Below are 18624 nucleotides of genomic sequence, written 5' to 3'. Positions count from 1 at the left end.
GGCCGCTAGGAGCAGTGGTGATCAGCGTCTTCGACCTCTTCAAAGTCGGCATCGGACCGTCCAGTTCCCACACGGTGGGACCGATGCGGGCCGCGCACACCTTCGTCGCCGGATTGAAGGCCGACGGGCAGCTCGCGCAGGTCGACGGGATCCGCGCCGAACTGTTCGGCTCACTCGGCGCCACCGGCCACGGGCACGGCAGCGACAAGGCCGTCCTGCTCGGCCTGATGGGCGAAGACCCCGAGACCGTCGAGACCGCGACCGTCGGGGAACGCGTCGCCGCGATCCGCGTCGCCCGCCGGGTCGCCCTGATGGGCACCCACGAGGTCGACTTCGACGAACGCCGGGACCTGATCCTGCACCGCCGCAAGAGCCTCCCGTTCCACCCCAACGGCATGATCTTCCGCGCGGTAGCCGCCGACGGCTCCGTCATGCGCGAACGGACCTACTATTCGGTCGGCGGCGGCTTCGTCGTCAACGACACCGGCGGCGACGGACCCCTCAAACTCGACGACACGCCCGTGGCGCACCCGTTCAAGACCGGCGGGCACCTGCTCGACATCACCCGCGAGACCGGCCTGCCGATCAGCGGCGTCATGCTCGCCAACGAACTGTCCTGGCGCAGCGAGGCCGACGTGCGCGCCGGACTCCTGCACATCTGGCAGGTCATGCGCGACTGCGTCCACACCGGCTGCACCACCGAGGGCACACTGCCCGGCGGACTGAAAGTGCCGCGGCGGGCCGTCGGCATGCACCGCGACCTGCAAGCCGAGATCTACGCGACCGACCCCCTCCGCGTCATGGACTGGGTCACCCTGTTCGCGCTCGCCGTCAACGAAGAGAACGCCGCCGGAGGCCGCGTCGTCACCGCCCCCACGAACGGCGCCGCCGGGATCGTCCCCGCCGTACTCCACTACTACTGGCGATTCGTGCCCGGCGCCAGCGACGAAGGCGTCGTGCGCTTCCTGCTCACCGCGGGCGCGATCGGCGTGCTGTTCAAAGAGAACGCGTCGATCTCCGGCGCCGAAGTCGGCTGCCAAGGCGAAGTCGGCTCCGCCTGCTCCATGGCCGCCGCCGGACTCACCGAAGTCATGGGCGGGACACCCGCACAGGTCGAGAACGCCGCCGAGATCGCCATGGAACACAACCTCGGCCTCACCTGCGACCCCGTCGGCGGCCTCGTGCAGATCCCCTGCATCGAACGCAACGCCGTGGCGTCCATCAAGGCGATCACCGCCGCCCGCATGGCCCTACGCGGCGACGGCGAACACCACGTGTCGCTGGACAAGGTCATCAAGACGATGCGAGAGACCGGCGCGGACATGAAGGTCAAGTACAAGGAGACCGCGCGGGGCGGACTCGCGGTCAACGTCATCGAGTGCTGAGATTTCGGGCCGCTCTGCTGGTTGGGGCGGCGCTGTGCTGGTTTGGGCGGCGCTGTGCCGGTTTGGGCGGCGCGAACGAGACCGCCTGCCGGGTATGGGATCGGGCTGCGGCCCGCCGCCGGTGCCGGGTTCCCGGCGGGGTGGCTCGGCGAGGTCGGGCTCGGCGTGGGGGAGTCGTGAGTGGGTTCCCGGCGTGAGTGGGCGAAGGAGTGGGTTCCCGGCGGGGTGGCTCGGCGACGGCGGGCTCGGCGAGGGGGAGTCGCGGGCTTTCGCTCGCTGACGGACGTGGGCAGCGTCCTGCGGTGGGTGACCGCACGGAAAACGCGTCCCCCCACTCGCCCCAAAGGGGCCCCAAAAAACACGATACGGGCGAGGTGTGACAAAACCGGAGGCGTGAGACTTGCTCGCCTTCGCCTTCGCCGCGAGCACGCACGCCCTCGCCGTCTTCGACCGCCCCCGCCCGCCCCGCCCAGCGCCGTTCGCCCGTTCCCGGCCGGGCGCCGCGCTCCCGCTCCCTCCCGACGCCACACCCGCGCCGGCTTCCACCTGCATCCGCATTCACCCCGCCCGCCCGCCCCGCCCGGCGCTGTCCGCCCGCGTTCCCGGCCGGGCGCCACCCACCGCCCCCGCCCCCGCACTCGCCGCACCCCGCCCCGCCCGGCGCTGTCCGCCCGCGTTCCCGGCCGGGCGCCACCCACCGCACCCCCCGCCCCGCCCCAGCCCCACCCCAGCCCGCGCGCGAGTCCCCACCCTCCACCCACGGTGGACGCCGCCCCCGTCGACCGCTATACCTTCCACTGACGGGTGCCCGGCCCGCCGCGAAGGAGGAACGCATGAAGATCGCCGTGTTCGGCGCGGGGAGCATCGGCTGCCACCTCGGCGGGACGCTCGCCGGGGTCGCCGAGGTCACGTTAATCGGACGTCCGTCGGTCTTCGACGCCCTGCGCGCCGAAGGCCTGACCCTGACCGGGGGCGGCCGCCCCGAGACGCACGTGCCCGCCGCCGACCTCCGTCTCGCCCAGGACGCCGGGGCCGCGTCCGGCGCCGACTACGTCCTGGTCACCGTCAAGTCCGGCGCGACCGCGCACGCCGCCGCCGAACTGGCCGAGGCGGGCGGCGACGCCGTCGTCGTCAGCTTCCAGAACGGCCTCCGCAACGCCCCCGTCCTGCGCGAAGGCCTCCCCGGCCGCACCGTCCTCGCCGGGATGGTCCCCTACAACGTCGCCCGAACCGCGCCCGCCGCCTTCCACCAGGGCACCTCCGGCCGGCTGATGTTCGACGACGGACCACACTCGGCCGAACTCGTCGCCGCCATGCGGTCGGCGGGTCTCGACGTCGAAGCGCGCGGCGACATGCCCGGCGTGCAGCACGCCAAACTCCTCATGAACCTCAACAACGCCGTCAACGCCCTCTCCGGCCTCCCCCTGCGCGAACAACTCGGCCGGCGCGCCTACCGCGCCTGCCTCGCCCTCTGCCAGCGCGAAGCCCTCGCCGCCTTCCGCGCCGCCGGGATCCGCCCGTCGAAGATGGGCCCACTCCCGCCCGGCCTGATGCCCGCCGTCCTCGGCCTGCCCGACGGACTGTTCCGCCGGCTCGCGGCCTCGACGCTGCGCGTCGACGCGCAGGCCCGCTCCTCGATGTCGGACGACCTGCGGCTGGGCCGCCCGACCGAGATCGCCGAACTCCAGGGCGAGGTCGTCGCCCTCGCCGGGAAACACGGCGCCGAGGCGCCCGTCAACGCCCGCCTCGCCGAACTCGTCCGCGAGGCCGAAGGCACCGGCACGCCCCGAACCTGGACGGGACCCGACCTGCTCGCCGAGCTCAAGGCCGCGGAGGCGAACCCCCGCGGCGGGTGAGCCGCATCGCGCCGAACGCGCGAAACGAACCCCGCGGGAGAGAATGGCCCCATGTGGATAGCCCTCCTCGGCCCCCTGGAGGCCGCCGGCGACGACGGCCACGCCATCGCGGTGTCCGGCACGCGCCTGCGCGGCCTCCTCGCGCTGCTGGCCCTCGACGCCGGCCAGTGGGTGTCGGGAGACCGCGTCGCCGGTGCCCTCTGGCCCGGCGGGCCGGTCGCGGCCAACACCGTCCAGTCGCTCGTCTCTCGCCTGCGCGGCGCCCTCGGCGCCCGCGGCTCGATCGAGTCGGGCCCCGGCGGCTACCGCCTGACCGTCGACCCCGACGACGTCGACGCCCACCGCTTCACCCGCCTCGCCGCGCAGGGCCGCCGCGCCCTCGCCGCCGACGAGCACGGCCGCGCCGCCGCCGAACTGCGCGAAGCCCTCGACCTGTGGCGCGCCGACCGCGCCGACGCCCTCGACGGCATCGCCGACGACGCCGTCGCGCGCCTGTCGGCCGCCCGCGCCGAAACCGCCCTCGACCTCGCCGAAGCCGAACTCGGCCTCGGCCGCGCCACCGCCGTCCTCCCCGACCTTCGCGCGCTCGCCGAGGCCGCGCCCCTCGCCGAACGCGCCCAGGCCCTGCTCATGCGCGCGCTGGCCGCCACCGGCAGCCAGGCCGACGCCCTCGCCGTCTTCGACCGCACCCGCCACCGCCTCGCCGACGAACTCGGCGTCGACCCCTCCCCGCTCCTCGCCGAGACCCACCGCACCGTCCTGCGCGGCACGCCCGCCCCCGCCCTCGCCCGCCGCGACAACAACCTCCCCGCCGCCATCACCAGCTTCATCGGCCGCGACGACGACCTCGCCGCCATCGGCGACATGCTCGGCCCCTCCCGCCTGGTCACCCTCACCGGCCCCGGCGGCGCCGGCAAGACGCGCCTGGCCATCGGCGCCGCCGCCCGCGCCGACGGCGACGTCCGCCTCGTCGAGCTGGCCCCGGTCGCCGACCCGGCCGAAGTCCCGCACGCCATGCTCACCGCCCTCGACCTCCACGACACCGTCCTGACCTCCCGCCGCGCCGTCAAGAACAGCCCCGGCGACCCCGTGGACCGCATGATCGGCGCCCTGCGCCGCACCCCGACCCTCCTGGTCCTCGACAACTGCGAACACCTCGTCGACGCCGCCGCGTCCGTCGCCGCCCGCCTGCTCGCCGGCTGCCCCGACCTGCGCGTCCTGGCCACCAGCCGCGAACCCCTCGGCCTCACCGGCGAGACCCTCTACCCCGTCGCGCCCCTGCCGTACCCGGCACCGGGCGTCACCGTCGCCGAGGCCCTCGCCTTCCCCGCCGTCCGCCTGCTCGCCGACCGGGGCCGCGCCGCCCGCCCCGACTTCGCCGTCACCGACGCCAGCCTCGCCGCCGTCCTCGACATCGTCCGCCGCCTCGACGGCCTGCCCCTCGCGGTCGAACTGGCCGCGGCCCGCCTGCGTTCGATGACGCCCGCCGAGATCGCCGCCCGGCTCGGCGAGCGCTTCCGCCTCCTCACCGGCGGCGACCGCGCCGCCCTGCCCCGGCACCGGACGCTGCGCGCGGTCGTCGACTGGAGCTGGGAGCTGCTCGGCCCGGCCGAACGGGAGCTGCTGACCCGCATGTCGGTCCTCGCCGGAGGCGCCGACCTCGCCGCCGTCGAGGCGCTGACCGACGACGACCCGCTCGACGCGTTGACGTCCCTGGTCGACAAGTCCCTCGTCGTGCACGGCGCCGACGGCCGGTACCGCCTCCTGGAGACGATCCGCGAGTACAGCGCCGAACGACTGGCCGCCGACCCGGAAACCGACCGCGAGGTCCACCACCGCCACTGCCTCCACTACCTCGCCCGCGCCGAGGCCGACGACCCGCTCCTGCGCACGGGCGAGCAGCTGAAGGCACTGCACCGCCTCACCGCCGACTACGACAACCACGCCGCCGCGCAGCGCTGGGCCGTCCGCGAGAAGGACGCCTCCATCGCCGTGCGCTTCGTCGCCGCGCTCGGCTGGTACTGGTGGCTGCGCAGCCGCCGTGCCGAAGGCTCGCAGGCCGCGCTGGCGGCGTTGAGCCTCGACGGGCCCGTCGACCCGCTGTCGGCGGCCCTGGCCAACATCGTGTGCGCCTTCAACTCCTTCGAGGCAGGGCCGGGCTTCGGGTCGGTCTTCGGCTTCGTTGACCGCGCCCTGGAACTGCGCGCCGAGCACGACCTGCGCGACGCGTCGCCGCTGATGCGCCTGCTCGACCTGCTCGACGCGATCCTCCATCAGCGTGACACCCAAGCCGTCGTCCACACCGCGCACCTCCTCGACGACCCCGACCCCTGGGTGCGCGCCACCGCCTACTCCTTCCACGGGGCCCTGCGCGTCAACATCGGCGACTTCGAAGGCTCGGCCGAGCACCTGGAGATCTCCGGCCGCCTCTTCGAGGAGATCGGCGACCGCTGGGGCCTGTCCTTCGTCCTCGCCGAGCTCGGCGAGATCAGCATGTGGCGCGGCGACCTGGCCGCCGCCGACGAGGTCTTCCGCCGGGCCCTGGCCGCCGAGGACGAGATCGGCGCCGACCCGGGCATGTCCCAGATGCGCATCCGCTACGCCCTCTGCCGCGCCCTCATCGACCCGCCCGAGACCGCCACCGCCCGCCTGCGCGAAGTCCTCGCCGACGCCCGTGCCGTCCGCGAGCACAACAACATCGCCCACGCGGCCGTCGCGCTGGCCGCTCACCTCCGCCGCGTCGGCGACCTCGACGGCGCCGCCGAAGCCCTCGACGAGGTCGCCGGCGAGCTGCCCTTCTGCGGCGGCCCGCCGCACATGGACGCCCTGCACGCCGCGTCCGTGGCCTATCTGCGGCTCGCCCGGGGCGCCCCCGGCGCCGGAGCGCTCGCCCGCGAGGCCGCCGCCATAGCGGTGACCACCGGCGACGGCCCGATCGTCGCCGACACCGCCGTGGTGGTCGGGACGGCGCTGATGTCCGAAGGCGACGCGCGCGGGGCGGCCGAGGCGCTGGCCGCCGCCGAGGTCCTGCGCGGTGCGCCCGACCGGTCCTCGCCCGAGGCCGCCGCGCTGGCGCTCCGGGCCGCCGAAGCCCTCGGCGAGGCCGCGTACGCCGAGGTCCGGGCCAAGACACTGGCCCGGACGCGGGAGGAGCTGATGGCCGCGTTCGGCGACGGGCGGCCCGATTGGACGCCCGACCGGGTCGGCCCCGGCGAGGTCCGCCGTCCGGGGACGCCGGGCTGATCGCCCGGCGCCCGTCACGACAGCTTCGCGCGGTAGGCGCGCATGGCCAGCGGGAAGAACACCACGACCAGACCCGCGGCCCACACCAGCGTCACGATCACCGAGTGGCCGACCGGCGTGCCGTCGAGGAGACCGCGGACGGAGTCGGCGATCGCGGTCACCGGGTTGATCTTCTCCGCCCAGAACTGCAGCGCGGAGGGCAGCGTGTCGGTGCGGACGAAGGCACTGGAGGTGAAGCTCAGCGGCATCGCGATGGTGAAACCGAACATCATCACCTTCTCCTCGGATCCCGCGACGAGCCCGAGGAGTACGTTCAGCCACGCCATGGCGAGGGTGAACACCAGCAGCAGCGCCAGCGAGGCGAGCGCGCCGCCGATGCCGCCGTTGAGGTCGAAGCCGATGATCAGACCCAGCACGAGCATGAGCGCGACCGCCCACACCTGCTTGACCATGTCGGCGAGGATCCGGCCGATCAGCGGCACCGGCCGCGCGATCGGCAGGCTGCGGAAGCGGTCGTAGACGCCTTTGGCGACGTCGGAGTGCAGGCCCACGGCGGTGTTGAGCGCGGTGAACACCGAGTTCTGCACGATCAGCCCGGCCAGGGCGTACTGCAGGTACTCCTGCGGCGACCCCGACATCTGGCCGCCGAACATGAACGTGAACAGCAGCAGGAACATCACCGGCTGGACCGACAGGTCCAGCAGTTCCATGGGGTTGTGCTTGATCTGGACCAGGCTGCGCCACGCGATCGAGGCGATGTTGCGCAGGTTCGCGGCCAGGCCGTGCTGGCGTGCGGGGGAGGGGACGGTGGCGGTCAGGGCGGTCATCGGGTGCTCCAAAGCGGTGGGCGGGACTCGGGTCGGGAGGCGTTCACGCGGGCACCTCCACGGGCTGCGCGGGCGCGCCGGTGAGGGTCAGGAACACCTCGTCGAGGCTCGGGCGGCGCAGGGAGAACTCGGCGACCTCGATCCCGGCCTGTTCGAGGCGCAGGGCCGCGGCGGGCATGACCTTCGTGTCGGTGACCGGGACGGTCAGCCCCTCGCCCTCGGCGGTGACCTCGCGGCCGGCGACCTCGGCGAGCAGGCCCTTGACGACGCCGACGTCGGTGCCGCGCTCGGCGCGCACGTAGAGGACCTGGCCGCCGACCTTCGACTTGAGTTCCTCGGGCGCGCCGGTGGCGATGACGCGGCCGTGGTCGATGACGGCGATCTCGTCGGCGAGCTGGTCGGCCTCTTCGAGGTACTGGGTGGTCAGCAGGACCGTGACGCCTTCGGCGACGAGTTCCCGCACGATCGCCCACAGCTCGTTGCGGGCGTGCGGGTCGAGCCCGGTGGTGGGCTCGTCGAGGAACAGGATGCGCGGGCCGCCGACGAGGCTGGCCGCGAGGTCGAGCCGCCGCCGCATGCCGCCCGAGAAGGTCTTGGCGGCGCGGTCGGCGGCGTGGGAGAGGTCGAAACGCTCCAGGAGCTCGCCGGCGCGGGTCTTCGCCTGCGGGCGGGTGAAGCCGAGCAGCCGCCCGATGAGCAGCAGGTTCTCGAAGCCGGTGAGCATCTCGTCGACGGAGGCGTACTGGCCCGTCAGGCCGATCTGGGCGCGGATCCTCGCCGACTCGGTCGCGACGTCGAAGCCGCCGACGAGCGCGCGCCCGGCGTCGGCCCGCAGGAGGGTGGTCAGGATGCGGACGGCGGTGGTCTTACCGGCCCCGTTGGGGCCGAGGACCCCGTGGACCGTGCCGGTGCGGACCGCGAGGTCCACTCCGGTGAGGGCCTTGGTCTCCTTGAAGGACTTGGTGAGCCCTTCGGCCCAGACGGCGTGTTCGGTGTGTCGTGTCATGCCCGCAACGGTGCGAGGGGGTGCTGGCATGGCGCGCACACGGCGCTGGCACGGGCCTGGCGGGGGCCGTCACATGTATTCGAGGACGGTGTCGATGCGGTTCTGGAGCGCCTTGCCGGGGACGCGTTTCCGCAGGTCCTCAAGGGTGCTGCGGGACTTGTCGTGGTAGTAGAGGGCCTCGACGGCGGCGTTGGCGAGTTTCTGGCTGCGCGGTGGGCGCGTGCCGCCGGCGGCGAGGATGATGTCGCGGAAGACGGGGATGATCCAGCCCTTCTCGAAGGCGTCGGCGACGAAGATGAGGCCGCGCAGGGTGTCCTCGCCCCGGCTGAAGCGGCCGTGCTCGGCGAGGTGCGCGGGGATCGCCTTGAGAATGTCCTGGACGGCGTACTCGTGGCCGTTGGTGAGTCGTTTCATCGAGTCGCGCCACCACCACGAGGGACGCTCCGGGCGGTTGAGGGCGCAACGGAAGATCAGTTCGCGGATGGGCCGGTTGAGGGTGGCCGCGACGCGTTCGGCGAAGAGCGGGTCGAGGAGGTCCTCGGGCCTGGGCGCCTCGGCGATGCGGGCGTCGATCGTGTCGAGCCGTTCGATGAGGCCCGCGTCGGTCACGACTTCGCGGAGCCGCGCGACGTGCGGGGCGGCGAGGGGGAGTTCGTCGGCCTGCATGGACTCGACGGCGGCGAGGATGAGGTGCGAGGTCGCCTTCTTCGCGGGGGTCATCGACGCGATCCACAGGGCGTCGGCGTCGGACCAGCGCACGCCGTCGAGGGTTTCCCGCCTGAACAGCGCCGACCCGCCGGGTTGCCCGAGGAGGGCGCGCAGCAGGGCCCACAGGACGACGACCGAGCGGCCGTTCCACGGTTCGAGGTCCATGGCGAAGGCGAGGGACCTCTCGCCGTAGCGGCCGTCTTCGCGGGTGGCGTCGAAGCGGTCGGCGAGGACGAGGAAGTCGGGGCTGATCTCGGGGAGCCAGTCGGGGAGCTCGTCGGCGTCGGCGAAGCCGAGCCGTTCGGCGTAGGCGGAGGCGGGGAGGAAGGGGGAGGACATCGGGGCAGTGTGCCTGACGGATGCGACAAGGGGCCAGGGGCGACGTGGCGCGGGTGGCGTTTGGCGGCCCGCCGCCCGAACAGACACGGACTAGAGTTCGATCGCGGGTTTCATCCGCCCCATGCTCCAACGGCGCTGGAACATCGCCGTGAGCGTCGACGCGGCGACGGTCGCCGCGAAGATCGCCGCGAGCACCACCGCGTCGCGTACGGCGTGGGCGCCGACGCCGCCCGAGATCGTCACGCGCAGTCCGTCGACGAGGTAGGTCATCGGCATGAACGGGTGCAGCGCGCGGAAGAACGCCGGCGCCGTCTCGATCGGGTAGAGCCCGCCGCACGCGGTCAGCTGCAACATCAGCAGCACGAGGATCAGCACGTCTCCGACGGCGTCGAAGGCCATGCGCAGCCAGTGCGCGATCGCGGAGAACGTCAGCACCCCGAGCAGGCACATCCCGATCGTCCCCAGCACGTTGACGGGTTCGAGCCCGAGCCCGACGTCGACGACGACGTACAGCACGAGCGCGCCGACGACGCCGAGCAGGCCGGCGGGCAGCCAGCCGCCGAGGGCGACGGTGAAGGCGTTGACCTTCCCGGCGAGCGCCCGGGCGTTGAAGGTGCGCAGGAGCAGGAACGCGACGAGACCGAAGACCCACAGCGCGATGCCGAAGAAGAAGGGCGCGAGCCCGCGTCCGTACACACCGGCGGGGTGTTCGTTGGTCGTGTTGACGCCGACGGGCGAGCCGAGCACGTCGGCGGCCTGCGCGTTCTGCGCGGGGTCGTCGCTGGGGAGTTTCGCGACGGCGGAGTCGAGGCCGGTCGCGAGTTCCGCGGCGCCCGACTTGAGCTTCTCCGTGCCGGTCGCGAGCTGGTCGGCGCCGGTCTTCGCGTCCGACACGCCGGAGGCGACCTGGTCGGCGCCGGTGGCGACGTCCTTGGCGCCCTTGTCGAGCGCGGCGACCTTCTCGGCGCCGTCGGTGATCTTGTCGACCGACAGGTTCTGCACGGTCTTGTTGGCGCCCTGCACGGTCCCGTTGACGTTGTCGGCGCGTTTGGCCAGCGCCTTCAGGTCGGCGCAGATCTTACCGTCGGGGTCGTCGTCGCAGGCCAGCGTGACGACCCGGTCGATGTCGCCGTCGAAGGTCTCGCTGACCTCGGCGGCGCTGGACAGGCTGTCCTGGAGGCCGGGCAGCGCGTCGGTGGCGAAGTCGGCGACGGTCTGGATGACGACGTTGATCTGCGTGACGCCGTCGGCGACCTGGTGGGCGCCGCTGGCGACCTGCGCCGAACCGGTCTGGAGCCGGCCCAGCCCGGTGGACAGTTGCTTGGCGCCGTCGTCGGCGGCGGCCGCGCCGTCGGCGAGTTGTTCGGCGCCGTCGGCGGCGTCGGACAGTCCGGTGTGGAGCTCGCCGAGGCTGCCGAACATGGTCTTGGCGAAGGTGGTGTAGGCGGCGGTGTTGATCTGGTTCTGGAGCTCCGACTTCACCGTCTCGCTCATCATGCCGATGATGTAGCCGTTGGCGTCGTCGAGGTTGATGGAGATCGACGCGCGTTCGGGGTTGGTCCCGGCGAGGCTGGACAGTTTGGCGGAGAAGTCGTTCGGCACGACGATCGAGAAGTAGTACCGCCCGTCGTCCATGCCCTCCCGCGCCTCGGTGGCGGAGACGAAGTTCCAGTCGAAGATGGGCGTGCCCTTGAGCTGGGCGACGAACTCGTCTCCGGCGGCGAGGGACTTGCCGTCCACGGTGGAGGGCTGGTCCTCGTTGACGACGGCGACGGGGACCTGGTCGAGGTTGCCGTAGGGGTCCCAGTTGGACCACAGGTACAGCGAGCCGTACAGCAGCGGGACCAGCACGATCATGCCGAGGGCGAGTTTGCGCAGGACCGGCTTGCTGAACCGGCGCAGCTCGATCAGCGCGAGACCGAAAGCCTTCATCGGGTGCCGTCCTCGTCTCGTTCGTTCGCCGTCGTTTCCGGGGTGCCGGGGGTGCCGTCCGCGGTGGGCGGGCGGGTCTCGGCGCGGTGGGCGCCGGTGTGGCGCGGTGGGGCGCCCGGCGCGACGCGCGGCACGACGCGGGTGGCGTCGAGGGGCTCGGCGGGCAGGTGCACGGTCACGTCGGCGATGTCGGGCTGCGCGGTGGTCGCGATGACGAGGTGACCGTGGCTGGCGAGGGTGCGCAGGGCGCCCCACACGCGGTGCGCGTTGGGGCGGTCGAGTCCGGCGTCGACGTTGTCGATGGCGATGATCGGGCGGTGCTCGGCGGTCGCGAGGGCCAGCGCGAAGAGCACCTTGGTGGGCGCGTCGAGGTGCCCGTAGGGGGTGCCGGAGTCGGGGTTGATGCCGAACAGGTCGCAGGCCTCGACGACCGACGCGGGGGTGATCTCGGCGCCGCCGATGAGGAGCCGTTCGCTGGTCAGGGCGCCGACGCTGAGGAACTCGTCGGGTTCGACGGCGGGTCCGGCCGAGGCGATGGCGGCGTACTCGCGGATCCGTTTCGGTTCGGTCTGCCCGTCGACGGTGACGGTCCCGCCGGTGTGCTTGAACCGTCCGGTGAGGGCGAGGAGCAGTGACGTGCGGCCGGTGCCGCCCTGTCCGACGATGGCGACGAGCTGGCCGCGTTCGGCCTCGACGGAGACGCCGTCGAAGATCGGGCCCTCGGGTCCTTTGGCGTGCAGACCCCGGGCGGACAGGAACGACGGCCGGTCCGGCGCGGCCGGCTCGTCCAGATTGGACACTGACGGCAGGACGGTCGTCGTCTCGTCGCTCATCCCCTCATGATCACATCTCTTTGACACACAGCTATGTTACTCACGAGTACGGTTAGTGATTTTGGGCTGATTGCACCCGATCCGGGATGCTTTGGGTGTCGACTGTGGCCGGTCGTGCGCTAGATCTGCGCGCCGACCAGCGCGGCCAGTCCCTCGACGACGTCGACGGCCGCGTCGTAGTCGCCGTGGTTGTCGGTGAGGATCGCCAGGTAGACGGCCCGGCCGTCCATCCTCTCGATGAGGCCGACGGAGTTGACCACCCACCGGCCGCCGATGCTGGTGCGGGTGTCCCAGCCGTTCTTCAGCATGGTGACGTCACTCTCGCCGGCCGCCGCCGACACTCCCCAGGCCTGCCAGCCGACCACGGACCCGGTCAGCTCCCGCAGGTAGGCGACCGACTCGGCGCCGAGGACGCCCTCGGTCATGACCGCCCGCCACAGCGCGACCTGGTCGCGGGCGGTCGTCTTGACCGTGCCCCAGTCCCAGCCGGCCTCGGTGTCGGTCATCTCGAAGGCCTTGTTGGCGGCCTTGAGGCCGTGCGGGCCGTCGATGTCGCCGTAGAGCTCGTCGGTGGCCTTGTTGTCCGAGGCGGTGATCATCTTCTTCGCGAGGGTCCGCTGCCGCGAACTGAGCGAGGTCCCGTCCCGCTCGTGCTGGTAGAGCAGGGTCGCGAGGATGTCGACCTTGACGATGCTGGCCGTGTCGTAGTGCCGGTCGGCGTCGTACTCGAAGCTCTCGTCGCCGACGCTGACGTAGACCGAGCAGTGGATGTCGCCCTTGTCGGCGACGTACTCCCCGATCAGCGCGGTGAGCTCGTCGTTGTCGAGCACCGGCTCGGGAGCCGGGGGCGGGTTGAAGACCGGCTGCTCGCTCGCCGAGTCCGACGTGCTCGGGTCGCCGGCCCCTTCGCCGTGCGCGGGGACGTCGGAGCCCTGGAGGCTCACGGTGATGCCGACGGCGATGACGAGCACCCCGATCGCCGCCGCCCGCAACGGCAGCCGCTTCCAGACCTGCTGGGGAGTCCAGGAGAAGACCACCCAGGCCACGTCGGCGAGCAGCTGGAGTTTCTTTTGAACGGCGGGGTGCATGCGGGGGAGTCCTTAGGTTGGGGGTCTGCCTAAGGTGAAACGGCTTCGTCGTGCAACCGGGGCCAGGTTACGGCATTTCGGTCGCGGGCCGCAGTCTCAGGTCGAGCGTCCCGTCGGCCACCAGCCGCCGAATCCGGCGAATCCGTAGATAACGGTCCTCGAAGTCGGCCAGCCGCAGGTCTTCGGCCTGGTAGGCGGCGGCGAGTTCCCGGACACCCTGCTGGACGGTCCACGATGGCCGGAACGCCGGGATTTCCCGACTTATCCGGTCACAGCTCACGCGATAGGAGCGGGAGTCCAGGTGGGGGCCGTCGTCGAATTCGATCTTGGCGCCGGGAACTTCGTCACACACCAGGTGCACGAGGTCGGCGATGCGATGGTTCTCGTCGCTGCGGCCGACGTGATATGCCCGTGCGTGCCAGGCATCCCGGCCGGTCGACAGGACCGCGAGGTACGAACGGGCTATGTCGGACACGTGGATCAGCGGGCGCCAGGAGTCGGCGTCGCCGTGCAGGAGAACGTTGCCGGTCGTCACCGCGAAGGCCACCAGGTTGTTCACCAGCAGGTCCCCGCGCAGCATCGGCGCGACCCCGTAGGCCGTGGCGTGCCGCAGGAACACCGGCGAGAAGTCGTCGTCGGCGAGGGAGGCGATCCGGCGTTCGGCGAGGACCTTCGACTCGCCGTAGGGCGTGTCCGGCGCGAAGGAGACGCGCTCGTCGATCCAGTCGTCCGAACCGGCCCCGTACATCGCGCAGGTCGAGGCGAACAGGAAACGCGGCACCCCGGCGGTCTTCGCCGCCCGGGCCAGCCGCACCGCCGCGTGGTAGTTCACGTCGTAGGTCACCGACGGGTTCAGGTTCCCCAGTGGATCGTCGCTGAGCGCGGCCAGGTGCAGCACGGCGTCGAAGCCCGCGCAGTGGTCGTAGGTGACGTCGCGGACGTCGACGCGCAACGTCGGCACCCGCGCGGCGGAGCGCCGCTCGGGCCGTGGCGGGAAGGCGCAGTCGTTGAACCAGCCCGTGTCGAGACCGGTGACCTCGTGCCCGGCGTCGAGCAGCATCGGGACGAGGACCGACCCGACATAGCCTTCGTGTCCGGTGACCAGCAGTCTCATGTCCGCGCCCTCCCCGTCGGTAGCCGCGCGGGAGTGAGGCTAGGTGAGGCCGGAGGGCCCTGGATAGGGACGTGACGGGTATCCGTCCCAAGTGGGCGGTCAGCCCGCCTCGGGCCCGCCCTTCTCCTCGGCCTCTTTCGCGGCCTTCTCGGCGAGTTCGCGTTTGGCGCGGGTGGCGAACATGTCGACGTACTCCTGACCCGACAGGGCCTGGATCGCGCGCATGATCTCGTCGGTGACCTCCCGCAGCGTGACCCGGTCGGGCGAGTCGGTGAGGCGGTCGGTGAAGTCGAGGGGCTTGCCGAGGTCGATGCGGACCTTCGCCATCTTCGGCATGATGCTGCCCTCGGTCTGGACGTCCTGGGTGCCGCGGATGCCGGCCGGGATGACCGTGGCGCCGGTGGCCAGGGCCAGGCGGGCCGCGCCGGTCTTGCCCTTGTAGAGGCGGCCGTCGGGCGAGCGGGTGCCCTCGGGGAACACCGCGAGGACCCGGTCGTCGCGCAGGATCTGCTCGGAGGCGCCGAGGCCGTCGAGGGCCGCGCGCCCGCCGGAGCGGTCGACGGGCACCTGGCCGAGGCCGTTGAACACCGCGCCGATCAGCTTGCCCTTGATGCCGGGCTGCGCGAAGTACTCGATCTTGGCCATGGTGGCGATGTGCCGGGCCGTGATCAGCCCGAGGAAGTAGTGGTCGGCGGCGGAGAGGTGGTTGGCGACGATGAGCACCGGCCCGCGACGCGGGATGTGCTCCTGGCCGGTGAACTTCGGGCGCCAGATCAGGCGGATCGCCGGCGCCGCGGTGACTTGCAGCACCCTGTACAGGACTGTCAACGTTCTCCCTTGAGGTCGTCGACGGGCTCTCCTACTCCCGCCGTCGTACTGGGCCGCACTCCCACCGGCGAATGCCACCGACCAGCGGCGACGCCTACCGTTGACGCGTGCAACCTGACGAGCACAGCGATCTTACGGACCGTACCCGGACCGAAGCAGCCGACCGGGGCGGGAAGCGGAACCCGCCACGATTTGGGCGGGGTCCCGTCCCGCCCTGGCGGCGGGCGTACCCCGACGACCCGGAGCGCTGGACCGGGCACGCCTTCCGCGTGCCCTCCTGGATCCTGCCGATCCTGGTGGCCTTCTTCCAGTTCGTGGGCACGGCGGGCGCGTCGCGCTGGGGACACGGCGACTCGACGCCGCAGAACTGGCTGTCGAAGGTGCTGCTGCTGGCCGGGCCGGTGGCGCTGCTGTTCGCGGGGAAGTACCCGCGGACCGTCGTCGGCGTGGCCATCGGCGCCGCGGCGGCCTACTACTCGCTGGGGTACGCGCCGGGGCCGATCTTCCTGTCGGTGGTCGCCTCGCTGTTCCTGTGGGGCAGGTGGATGCGCGGGCAGCGCAACGCCGAACGCCGCCGCGCGCGCGTTGCCGAGGCCGAGCAGCGCGCGGGCGCCGAACGGCTGCGCATCGCCCAGGAGCTGCACGACGTCCTCGCCCACCACATCTCGCTGATCAACGTGCAGGCCGGCGTTGCCCTGCACCTCGTCGACGAGCGGCCCGAGCAGACCCGCACGGCCCTCGCCGCGATCAAGTCGGCGAGCAAGGAGGCCCTCGGCGAGCTCCGCGCGGCCCTCGACGCCCTGCGCAACCCCGGTGACGAGGCCCCGCGCGCGCCGACGGCGGGACTGTCGGAGCTGCCCGCGATCGTCGACAGCGTCCGCGCCGCCGGGCTCGACGTGCGCTTCGACGTCGAAGGCGAACCGCGCGAGCTGGGTGTGGCCACCGAACTCGCGGCGCTGCGGATCGTGCAGGAGTCGCTGACCAACGTGATCCGGCACGCGGGCGCGACGGCCGCGTCGGTGACGCTCGCCTACGACGAGGGCGCGTTGCGGCTCGTCGTCGCCGACAACGGCACCGGCGGCGTGCCCGTCCCCGGCAACGGCCTGAGCGGCATGCGCGAGCGCGCCGGGGCCCTCGGCGGGACGTGCACGGCCGGGCCCGCGCCCGGCGGCGGCTTCGCCGTGCGGGCCGAGCTGCCGGGCTAGTCGCGCGGGCCTGGCAGAATCGCGCGTATGGGCCCGACACAGGACATCCGTGTACTCCTCGCCGACGACCAGGCCCTCCTGCGGGCGGGCTTTCGCGCGCTGCTGGACTCCGCCGACGGCATCTCGGTCGTCGGTGAGGCCGCCGACGGCGCCGAGGCGATCCGGCTGATCAAGGACCTCTCCCCGGACGTGGTCCTGATGGACATCCGCATGCCCGGCACCGACGGGCTCGCCGCGACCGCGCAGATCGCCGCCGACCCGCGCATGTCGGACGTGAAGGTCATCATCCTGACCACCTTCGACCTCGACGAGTACGTCTTCGAGGCGCTGCGGGTCGGCGCCAGCGGGTTCCTCGTCAAGGACACCGAGCCGGTCGAGCTGCTGCACGCCGTGCGGGTCGTCGCGCGGGGGGACGCGCTGCTGTCGCCGGGTGTGACGCGGCGGCTGGTGTCGGAGTTCGCGACGCGCGCCAAGGAGCCCGTCGCCTCCGGCGAGATGGACCGGCTCACCGAGCGCGAGCGCGAGATCGTCGCGCTGGTCGCGGCGGGCATGTCGAACGAGGACATCGCCAAGAAGCTCTTCGTGAGCCCGGCGACGGCCAAGACGCACGTGAGCCGCGCGATGATCAAGCTGCGGGCCCGCGACCGCGCGCAGCTCGTCGTCCTCGCCTACGAGTCGGGACTCGTCCGGCCGGGCTGGCTGGGCTGACATACCCCCTGTGACCTCCTGTTCCTTCATGCGCCCGGAGAATTGCGCGATCGCCTAATGCGTACGCCTTGCGCGATCGCCCAAATTCGGGTTACGGTGTTCCCATCACCCCGCACGAAGGAGAACCACCGTGAACACCGCCACCCTCACCGTCGACGGCCGCACCATCGCCTACACCGACTTCGGCGGCACCGGCCGGCCCGTGCTCGCCCTCCACGGCCACCTCGGCGAAGCCGCGACCTGGACGCCCCTCGCCACCGCCCTCGCCGGCGAATGGCGCGTCATCGCCCCCGACCAGCGCGGCCACGGCGACTCCGACCGCGCCGCCACCTACACGTCGGCCGAATACGCCGCCGACGCCGTCGCGCTCCTCGACCACCTCGGCCTCGACGCCGTACCCGTCATCGGCCACTCCGGCGGCGCGCTCACCGCCGTCTACCTGTCCGCCCTGCACCCCGCGCGGGTCACGGCGATCATCGCCGGGGAGATCCCCGCCGTCCTCGACAAGCCCGGCTCCCTCGACTTCGTGCTCGGCCTCCCCTACACCGGCGAGAGCCGCGAAGCCCTCACCGCCGCCCTCGGACCCCTCGCGACCTTCGTCGGCGACCGCCTCCGCGAACTCCCCGACGGCACCGCCCGGCTCCCCTTCCACCCCCAGGACACCGTCGCCTCCGAACGAGCCGGCCACGGCGAACACTGGGACGCCTGGACGACCGGCACCTGCCCCGCCCTCGTCATCCGAGGCGCCCACGGCGGCATCGTCACCGAGGACATGGCCGCCGACATGGCCGCCCGCAGACCCGGCACACGGATCGCCGTCCTCGACGCCGACCACTTCCTGCTGGAGAAGGACCCCTCGGGGTTCGCCGCCGCCGTAAGAGACTTCCTCCGGTGAAACCCCTACGCCACACGCGGTAGCCACGAAGCCGCCCGCCGGACGACGCCGAGAAGCCCCGATCGGAAGAGCCTTGAGACAACAACCCAGGCAGACCACACCGAACGGAGCCCGACATGATCACCCAGACAATCCTCGCCGGCGGACTGCACGACGGATACGGCGGCTGGCACGGCGGAGGCGGACCCTGGTTCCTGCTGTTCCCGCTGTTCTGGATCGCCGTCATCGCCACCCTCGGCATCGTGTTCGGCCGCCGCCGCAGGGCCATGTGGGGCGGACGGCAATCCGCCGAAGCCACCCTGCGCGACCGGTACGCCAAAGGCGAGATCGCCGAAGAGGAGTACCAGATGAGGCTGCGGACCCTGCGGGAGAAGTAGGCGGTGGTGCGGTGGGGTGCGGTGGGGTGCGGTGGGGGCGCGCACGCAGGCGCCGACCTGCCGCACGCACCCGCTCACCCGTGGCGCTGGCCCGCGGGCGGGTGCTCACGCTGGCCCGCGGGCGGGTGCTCACCCGCGACCGCACGCACTCGCCGCGACGAGGGTGCGCCGCACGCGGGTGCGCGGCCGCCCGCAGCGCGCACTCACCGCGACGCACATTCGCGGGCATGTGGGCATGTGGGCACCCGCAACCGCACGTCCGCACTCACGCAGGCATGCA

At 72.4% G+C, this 18624-nt stretch carries 15 protein-coding genes; 7 read left to right on the top strand and 8 right to left on the bottom strand.

Annotated features, from left to right (window positions below):
* Positions 1-17: 17 nt before the first annotated feature.
* From HNR73_RS06260 to HNR73_RS06250, 3 genes are all read left to right on the top strand, one after another.
* Positions 18-1385, top strand: a complete 1368-nt coding sequence (locus tag HNR73_RS06260) for an L-serine ammonia-lyase (protein WP_184786287.1) — start codon at positions 18-20, stop codon at positions 1383-1385.
* An 833-nt stretch (positions 1386-2218) separates the two neighbouring features.
* The gene (locus HNR73_RS06255) at positions 2219-3241 is read left to right on the top strand and encodes a 2-dehydropantoate 2-reductase (protein WP_203686922.1); all 1023 of its coding nucleotides are present in this window, start codon (positions 2219-2221) and stop codon (positions 3239-3241) included.
* 51 nt (positions 3242-3292) lie between these two features.
* On the top strand, positions 3293-6484 hold the full coding sequence (locus tag HNR73_RS06250; protein WP_184786286.1) for an ATP-binding protein: 3192 nt from the start codon (positions 3293-3295) through the stop codon (positions 6482-6484).
* 14 nt (positions 6485-6498) lie between these two features.
* Here HNR73_RS06250 and HNR73_RS06245 read toward each other — a convergent pair whose 3' ends face one another.
* The 8 genes from HNR73_RS06245 to HNR73_RS06210 form a co-directional block, all read right to left on the bottom strand.
* The gene (locus tag HNR73_RS06245; protein WP_184786285.1) at positions 6499-7311 is read right to left on the bottom strand and encodes an ABC transporter permease; all 813 of its coding nucleotides are present in this window, start codon (positions 7309-7311) and stop codon (positions 6499-6501) included.
* Between the two features lie 43 nt (positions 7312-7354).
* Positions 7355-8317 carry an ATP-binding cassette domain-containing protein gene (locus tag HNR73_RS06240; RefSeq protein WP_184786284.1) on the bottom strand — a complete coding sequence of 321 codons (963 nt, stop codon included), beginning with the start codon at positions 8315-8317 and terminating at the stop codon, positions 7355-7357.
* A gap of 69 nt (positions 8318-8386) precedes the next feature.
* Positions 8387-9364 (bottom strand): hypothetical protein, encoded by a 978-nt coding sequence (locus HNR73_RS06235; protein ID WP_184786283.1) that lies wholly within the window; start codon positions 9362-9364, stop codon positions 8387-8389.
* A gap of 90 nt (positions 9365-9454) precedes the next feature.
* Positions 9455-11296 (bottom strand): YhgE/Pip domain-containing protein, encoded by a 1842-nt coding sequence (locus HNR73_RS06230; RefSeq protein WP_184786282.1) that lies wholly within the window; start codon positions 11294-11296, stop codon positions 9455-9457.
* On the bottom strand, positions 11293-12129 hold the full coding sequence (locus tag HNR73_RS06225; protein ID WP_184786281.1) for an ABC transporter ATP-binding protein: 837 nt from the start codon (positions 12127-12129) through the stop codon (positions 11293-11295). Before HNR73_RS06225 ends, HNR73_RS06230 begins: the two co-directional genes overlap by 4 nt.
* 119 nt (positions 12130-12248) lie before the next feature.
* Positions 12249-13217, bottom strand: coding sequence for a serine hydrolase (locus HNR73_RS06220; protein WP_184786280.1), 969 nt, complete (start codon positions 13215-13217; stop codon positions 12249-12251).
* 67 nt (positions 13218-13284) lie between these two features.
* A complete protein-coding gene (locus HNR73_RS06215) occupies positions 13285-14331 on the bottom strand; it encodes an NAD-dependent epimerase/dehydratase family protein (RefSeq protein ID WP_184786279.1) in 1047 nt (348 codons plus the stop codon).
* 99 nt (positions 14332-14430) lie between these two features.
* The gene (locus tag HNR73_RS06210; RefSeq protein ID WP_184786278.1) at positions 14431-15159 is read right to left on the bottom strand and encodes a lysophospholipid acyltransferase family protein; all 729 of its coding nucleotides are present in this window, start codon (positions 15157-15159) and stop codon (positions 14431-14433) included.
* A gap of 269 nt (positions 15160-15428) precedes the next feature.
* Here HNR73_RS06210 and HNR73_RS06205 point away from each other — a divergent pair, with 269 nt between their 5' ends.
* The 4 genes from HNR73_RS06205 (at position 15429) to HNR73_RS06190 (ending at position 18344) form a co-directional block, all read left to right on the top strand.
* The gene (locus tag HNR73_RS06205) at positions 15429-16364 is read left to right on the top strand and encodes a sensor histidine kinase (RefSeq protein ID WP_203686927.1); all 936 of its coding nucleotides are present in this window, start codon (positions 15429-15431) and stop codon (positions 16362-16364) included.
* Positions 16365-16391: 27 nt separating this feature from the next.
* A complete protein-coding gene (locus HNR73_RS06200) occupies positions 16392-17072 on the top strand; it encodes a response regulator (protein ID WP_184786277.1) in 681 nt (226 codons plus the stop codon).
* Positions 17073-17202: 130 nt separating this feature from the next.
* Positions 17203-17967: an alpha/beta fold hydrolase gene (locus HNR73_RS06195; protein WP_184786276.1), complete on the top strand. Its 765-nt coding sequence runs from the start codon at positions 17203-17205 to the stop codon at positions 17965-17967.
* A gap of 116 nt (positions 17968-18083) precedes the next feature.
* Entirely contained in the window at positions 18084-18344 is a 261-nt protein-coding gene (locus HNR73_RS06190; protein WP_184786275.1) for an SHOCT domain-containing protein, read from the top strand.
* Positions 18345-18624: the final 280 nt, after the last annotated feature.

The sequence above is a fragment of the Phytomonospora endophytica genome (genome assembly GCF_014202425.1).
GTDB classification, from domain to species: Bacteria; Actinomycetota; Actinomycetes; order Mycobacteriales; family Micromonosporaceae; genus Phytomonospora; species Phytomonospora endophytica.
The sequence above is the reverse complement of the archived record's forward strand: the minus strand, read 5'-3'. Positions and strand labels throughout refer to the sequence as shown.

What these genes read in the sequence shown, in the direction of transcription:
- HNR73_RS06240 (WP_184786284.1), bottom strand. Translation starts at nt 8,317, where the DNA reads ATGACACGACACACCGAACACGCCGTCTGGGCCGAAGGGCTCACCAAG.
- HNR73_RS06220 (WP_184786280.1), bottom strand. Translation starts at nt 13,217, where the DNA reads ATGCACCCCGCCGTTCAAAAGAAACTCCAGCTGCTCGCCGACGTGGCC.
- HNR73_RS06235 (WP_184786283.1), bottom strand. Translation starts at nt 9,364, where the DNA reads ATGTCCTCCCCCTTCCTCCCCGCCTCCGCCTACGCCGAACGGCTCGGC.
- HNR73_RS06225 (WP_184786281.1), bottom strand. Translation starts at nt 12,129, where the DNA reads ATGAGCGACGAGACGACGACCGTCCTGCCGTCAGTGTCCAATCTGGAC.
- HNR73_RS06190 (WP_184786275.1), top strand. Translation starts at nt 18,084, where the DNA reads ATGATCACCCAGACAATCCTCGCCGGCGGACTGCACGACGGATACGGC.
- HNR73_RS06200 (WP_184786277.1), top strand. Translation starts at nt 16,392, where the DNA reads ATGGGCCCGACACAGGACATCCGTGTACTCCTCGCCGACGACCAGGCC.
- HNR73_RS06215 (WP_184786279.1), bottom strand. Translation starts at nt 14,331, where the DNA reads ATGAGACTGCTGGTCACCGGACACGAAGGCTATGTCGGGTCGGTCCTC.
- HNR73_RS06250 (WP_184786286.1), top strand. Translation starts at nt 3,293, where the DNA reads ATGTGGATAGCCCTCCTCGGCCCCCTGGAGGCCGCCGGCGACGACGGC.
- HNR73_RS06245 (WP_184786285.1), bottom strand. Translation starts at nt 7,311, where the DNA reads ATGACCGCCCTGACCGCCACCGTCCCCTCCCCCGCACGCCAGCACGGC.
- HNR73_RS06230 (WP_184786282.1), bottom strand. Translation starts at nt 11,296, where the DNA reads ATGAAGGCTTTCGGTCTCGCGCTGATCGAGCTGCGCCGGTTCAGCAAG.
- HNR73_RS06255 (WP_203686922.1), top strand. Translation starts at nt 2,219, where the DNA reads ATGAAGATCGCCGTGTTCGGCGCGGGGAGCATCGGCTGCCACCTCGGC.